Source organism: Microcoleus asticus IPMA8 (assembly GCF_013179805.1).
In the GTDB taxonomy this organism is placed as follows: Bacteria; Cyanobacteriota; Cyanobacteriia; order Cyanobacteriales; family Microcoleaceae; genus Microcoleus; species Microcoleus asticus.
In genome coordinates, this window is sequence record NZ_SRRZ01000215.1 from 1 (window position 1) to 5,992 (window position 5,992).

A 5,992-nucleotide genomic window follows, 5' to 3' on the forward strand; every position below is an offset into this window, starting at 1 on the left:
CAATCCCGCACATCCATTAATGTTGACTTTGAGTGAGATTCAAAAAACACTCTTCACAATTAATACGATTACTTTAGCACCACTCAGTCAAAACCAAGTGAATCAGTTAGTTGCTGATACACTGAAATGTACAGAAAGTGTGGCAGGGACTCTTTCTCAATTAGTCGATCAAAAAACTCAAGGTAATCCGTTTTTTGCTACACAGTTTCTCAAAGCATTGCATCAAGAAAAATTAATTAAATTTGATTGTGAGTTAGGATGTTGGCAATGTGACATTGCACAGGTAAGTCAGCAAGCGGTTACAGATGACGTTGTAGCTTTTATGGGTTTTCAACTGCGAAAACTACCGCCATTAACTCAAAATATATTGCAGTTGGCTGCTTGTATTGGCAACCAGTTTGATTTAGCAACTTTGGCAGTTGTTTCAGAAAAATCGGAAATTGAGACGGCTGCTGATTTGTGGAAAGCATTACAAGAAGGGTTGATTTTACCGATTAGTAATGTTTATAAATTTTATGTTGGGCAAGAAAGTCAAGCAGTTAATCAAGAAAATCAACAGACTGTTACATACAAATTTTTACACGATCGCGTCCAACAAGCTGCTTATTCACTGATTCCAGATGAGCAAAAGAAAACCACTCATCATCGCATTGGTCAACAGTTACTAAAGAACACATCTGAGAGTGAACAAGAAGAACGAATTTTTGAGATTGTTAATCAGCTCAATGTCGCTGTCGAATTAATTGAACAGCCAACAGCACGAGAGGAATTAGCAAAGTTAAATTTAATCGCTGGCCGCAAAGCTAAAAATTCCACTGCTTATAGTGCGGCAGTTAAATATTTTGCAGTTGGGCGCGATCTATTAGCAGGCGATCGCTGGCAAATTCAGTATAACCTGACACTAGCATTGTATGTAGAAGCAACGGAGGCAGCCTATCTCAATACCGATATACATGAAATGGAAGCCCTTGTAGAAGTGGTACTGCAACAGGCAAAAACAGCATTAGAGACAGTCAAAGTTTATGCTGTAAGAATTAGTGCGTACACTTCACAGGGTCAGCTACTCGCAGCCATCAACACTGGATTGACAATATTAAATAAATTTGAGATCGATCTGCCTGAATCAGCGGATTTAGAAGATGTTGCACGGGTGCGTCAAGAAACACAAGCTCTTCTAGGTAGCAAGAAACCTGGGGATCTGCTAAATCTGCCAGAGATGACGAACCCTCAAATTTTGGCAGTGATGCAAATTCTCAATGAAATATCTGTCCCTGCTTATTTGACAAAACCAAATCTCAATTCATTGATAATCATGACGCAGATGAATCTATCAATGATTTATGGAAATGCACCTATTTCTGCATTAAGCTACTCTACCTACGGATTATTTCTTTGTGCTGTTGCTGGCGATATTGAGCAAGGCTATGAATTTGGTCAATTGGGTTTGAATTTATTATCTAAATTCAAAGAAAAAACAATTGAAGCCCGAGTGTTATTTGTCACCTCTACTTTTGTACTTCATTGGAAAGTTCATGTCAGAGAAACCTTAAAGCTGCTGCAAAATGCTTACTCCAGTGGTTGGGAAAGTGGAAATTTAATGGCGTTGGGCTACGCAGCTTATGCTTACGGCTTCCATGCCTATTTCATGGGTTGTGAGTTATCCGAGCTAGAACAAGAAATGACAGCCTATAGCAAGGCATTGTCACAGATTAATCAGCAAACACAGCTCAACTACAATGAACTTTATCGACAGTCAATTTTGAACTTACTAGGTAAAACGGCAAGTCCATTTGTGTTGCTTGGTGAAGCAGATAAAGAACAGGAACTTTTAGCACGATATCAGCAGAAAGATGACAAAACAGGATTATGGCATTTCTTTTTGAACAAGTTAATTCTGTGTTATTTGTTTCAAGAATTTAAGCCAGCGCTTGAATATATCGAACGCGCAAAACATTATTTATCTGGGGGCAAAGGAATGTTTAATATTCCTATGTTCTATTTTTATGCTTCTCTCACTGAGTTAACTATCTTGCCTAACCATCCTAAAGCTGAGCAAGAAAATATCCTGCAACAAGTAGCAGCCAATCAGAAAAATATGCAGAAATGGACAAGTCATAACCCAACGAATCATCTACACAAATTTTATCTAGTTGAGGCAGAACGACATCGAGTTCTTGGTGAATATTTAGAAGCAATGAATAATTATGACCTAGCCATTTCTCTTGCTAAAGAAAACAGCTACATCCAAGAAGAAGGACTGAGCAACGAACTCGCAGCCAAATTCTATCTCGACTGGGGTAAAGAAAAAGTCGCCCAAGCATATATGCAAGAAGCATATTACTGCTACGCTCGTTGGGGAGCGAAAGCCAAAACCGATTGCTTAGCAAAATACTATCCCAAACTGTTGCAACCCATCCTGCAACAGCAAAGAATTAACCTCAACCCCCTAGAAACTATTGCCTTTAATGAGACTATCTCATCTACTCATACGCATAGCAGTAATAGCACCAATCTTTACGATGTTCTAGATTTTACCTCTATCCTCAAAGCCTCTCAAGCTATCTCCTGTTCTCTGGAAATAGATCAACTCATTACCAGTCTCACTCGCATTATCCTAGAAAACTCGGGCGCGAAAAAATCTGCACTAATTCTTCCCCAAGGAGATATTTGGCAAGTTAGGGCAATTACCTTTATTAATCATGGCTCAAATTCTCATGTTGAGATACAAACTATTCTTAATTCACAACCACTAGATACTTGTCAAGATCTTCCCACAACCATTATCAATTATGTCAAAAATACCAAACAAACTGTTGCAATAGATAACTTGAAAACAGATATTCCTGGTGTAATTGGGGAATATATGTACAGAACAAAACCCCGGAGTGTATTATGTACCCCGATTATTAATCAAGGACATTTGGTAGGTATTATTTACTTAGAAAATAAACTGACTCAAGGAGTTTTTACTAAAGATCGCCTTAGCATTATTAATCTCCTTTCTTCCCAAGCAGCAATATCTCTAGAAAATGCTCGGCTTTATCAAGAATCTCAAGACAACGCTCAACAGCTACAACAATCCCTAAAACAACAGAAAACCTTGTTTAATGTTGTCAACAAGATGCGGAAGTCTTTAGACTTGGATGCTATTTTCTGTACAGTCACCCAAAATATTCGTCGCATTATCAATGCCGATCGGGTGGGAATTTATCAGTTTGATCTAGACATGAATTACGAATATGGTGAATTTATAGCCGAAGATGTACTACCAGCATTTCCTTCTGCTATAGCATTCAAAATTCAAGATAGTTGCTTTGGTGAAAACTATGCAAACTTTTATAAACAAGGACGCATTTGTACAATAACTGATTTACAAACAGAGGAAATGCTAGATTGTCATCGCGCAATTTTAGCGCAATTCCATGTGAGAGCCTCGTTAATTGTGCCAATTATGCAAGATGATGAACTTTGGGGATTGCTCTGCATTCACCAATGCGATCGCCCTCGTCACTGGCAACCCTCTGAGATTCAATTTGCCCAGCAAATTGCTGCACAAATGGGAGTTGCACTCAAGCAGATAGATCTATTAACTAAAACTCAAAAACAGGCAACCCAACTTGAACAAACACTTCAGCATCTCCAGCAAACCCAACTTCAGTTAGTTCAAAGTGAGAAAATGTCTGCTTTAGGTAATTTAGTGGCCGGGGTAGGACATGAAATGAATAATCCTTTGGGCTTTATTGCGGCTAGTCTCCAACAAGTTAAACCCACTATAGCAGATGTTATTGCCCACTTGAAACTATATCAAGCAAGTCAGCCAAATCTGAGTGATGAAATTAAAGACCACGCTGAAGAAATTGAATTGGATTATAGCTTAGAAGATTTGCCTAAGATAATTAATTCTATGACAATGGCGTGCGATCGCCTCCGCAAAATCAGCACTTCACTCCGCACTTTCTCCCGTGCTGATAAAGATTACAAAGTGCCATTTAATATTCACGACGGTATTGATAGTACGATTTTAATTTTGACACACCGCCTCAAAGCTAACAAACAATATCCCGCCATTGAAGTTGTTACCAACTACGGTAATTTACCTTCAGTAGAGTGTTTACCTGGGCAATTAAATCAGGTATTTATGAATATCCTGGCAAATGCGATTGATGCTTTAGATGAATCGAATATTGGGCGAAGTTTGGCAGAAATTCAAGCAAATCCAAACCGCATTACAATTACTACTTCAAGAGAAAATCATCAGGTCAAAATTGTCATTGCTGATAATGGTCAGGGAATGAATGAATCTGTCAAACAAAAAATATTTGACCATTTATTTACTACGAAAGTTGTCGGTAAAGGTACGGGATTGGGATTGGCGATCGCGCGTCAAATTATCGTCGAAAAACATGGCGGTTCCCTTCACGTCAACTCTATAATGGGAACTGGAACTGAATTTATCATCACCTTGCCAACTAAATCCGAACAAAAAAGTTAATTTTATGCCAGCATTCAGACTCATTTAACAACCACTCGCTCATCAATTATCAAACAGCAACAGTCATGAATAGCTCTCACACAAAGAACAACAATCATCCAACTGTTCAAATTCCCAACTATCAAATTATCGAACCAGTTTATTCAGGAAGTCGCACCTTGGTATATCGGGCTATCCGTACCAACGATCGACTACCGGTCGTCATCAAACTGCTGAAAAACGACTATCCTACTTTTAGCGAACTGGTACAGTTTCGCAATCAATATACCATTGCTAAAAACCTTTGTCAACCTGGAATTATCAAAACTTATAGTCTCGAACCCTATCGAAATGGCTATGCGTTAGTAATGGAAGACTTTGGGGGGATTTCACTTCACGAATGGGCGATTAAAGGGAAGAACGCACTATCTTTGAGAGAGTTTTTGTCAATCGCGATCGCACTGTGCAATACCTTAGATATATTGTATCGATCGCGCATCATTCACAAAGACATTAAACCCAGCAATATTTTAATTAATCCTGAAACCAAACAAGTCAAATTAATCGACTTTAGTATTGCATCTTTGCTACCGCGAGAAACCCAAACACTCATCAATCCCAATGTTTTAGAAGGAACACTAGCTTATATTTCCCCAGAACAAACAGGTCGAATGAATCGGGGGATTGACTATCGAACAGACTTCTATTCTCTAGGCGTAACTTTCTACGAATTACTCACAAGAAAGTTACCTTTTCAATCAAACAATCCAATGGAATTGGTGCATTGCCATATTGCGAAAGCCTCGCCTTTAGTACATGAAATTACTTCTAAAATTCCCTCTGTACTATCACAAATAGTCACCAAACTGATGGCAAAAAATGCCGAAGAAAGATATCAGAGTGCGTTGGGTATCAAGTTTGATTTAGAAAATTGTTTAACTCAGTTAAAAGTTACGGGTTCGATTGAGAGCTTTGAGATTGGACAACGGGATCTGTGTGATCGCTTCCTCATCCCCGACAAACTATATGGACGAGAAGCCGAGGTATCAACTCTACTCCAAGCCTTTGAGCGAGTCAGTCAAGGAGCTACAGAAATGATGCTAGTCGCTGGTTTTTCGGGGATTGGAAAAACAGCCGTTGTCAACGAAGTGCATAAACCTATTGTTCGCCAACGCGGTTATTTCATTAAAGGCAAATACGATCAATTTCAGCGCAACATTCCCTTCTCTGCTTTTGTGCAAGCGTTCCGAGATTTAATCGGGCAATTGTTAACCGAAAGCGAGGCTCAAATCCAAGAATGGAAAAATAAGATATTATCAGCAGTTGGAGAAAATGGTCAAGTCATTATTGAAGTCATTCCCGAACTAGAAACAATTATTGGTCAGCAATCACCCGCACCAGAATTATCAGGAACAGCGGCACAAAATAGATTTAATTTATTGTTTCAAAAATTCACCCAAGTCTTTACCAGTGCTGAACATCCATTGGTGATGTTCTTAGATGATTTGCAATGGGCAGATT

The 5,992-nt window shown here is 38.9% G+C and carries 2 protein-coding genes; both read left to right on the forward strand.

The genetic code is table 11. The annotated features are described in order from the left end of the window. The first annotated feature begins 19 nt into the window (after positions 1-19). Positions 20-4,492, forward strand: a complete 4,473-nt coding sequence (locus tag E5S67_RS30670) for a GAF domain-containing protein (RefSeq protein WP_172193068.1) — start codon at positions 20-22, stop codon at positions 4,490-4,492. A 65-nt stretch (positions 4,493-4,557) separates the two neighbouring features. Next, the coding region (locus tag E5S67_RS30675) for a serine/threonine protein kinase (protein WP_172193069.1) at positions 4,558-5,992 on the forward strand (1,435 nt) is incomplete at its 3' end.

Coding starts and splice junctions, on each gene's coding strand:
- E5S67_RS30670 (WP_172193068.1), top strand. CDS start 20: ATGTTGACTTTGAGTGAGATTCAAAAAACACTCTTCACAATTAATACG.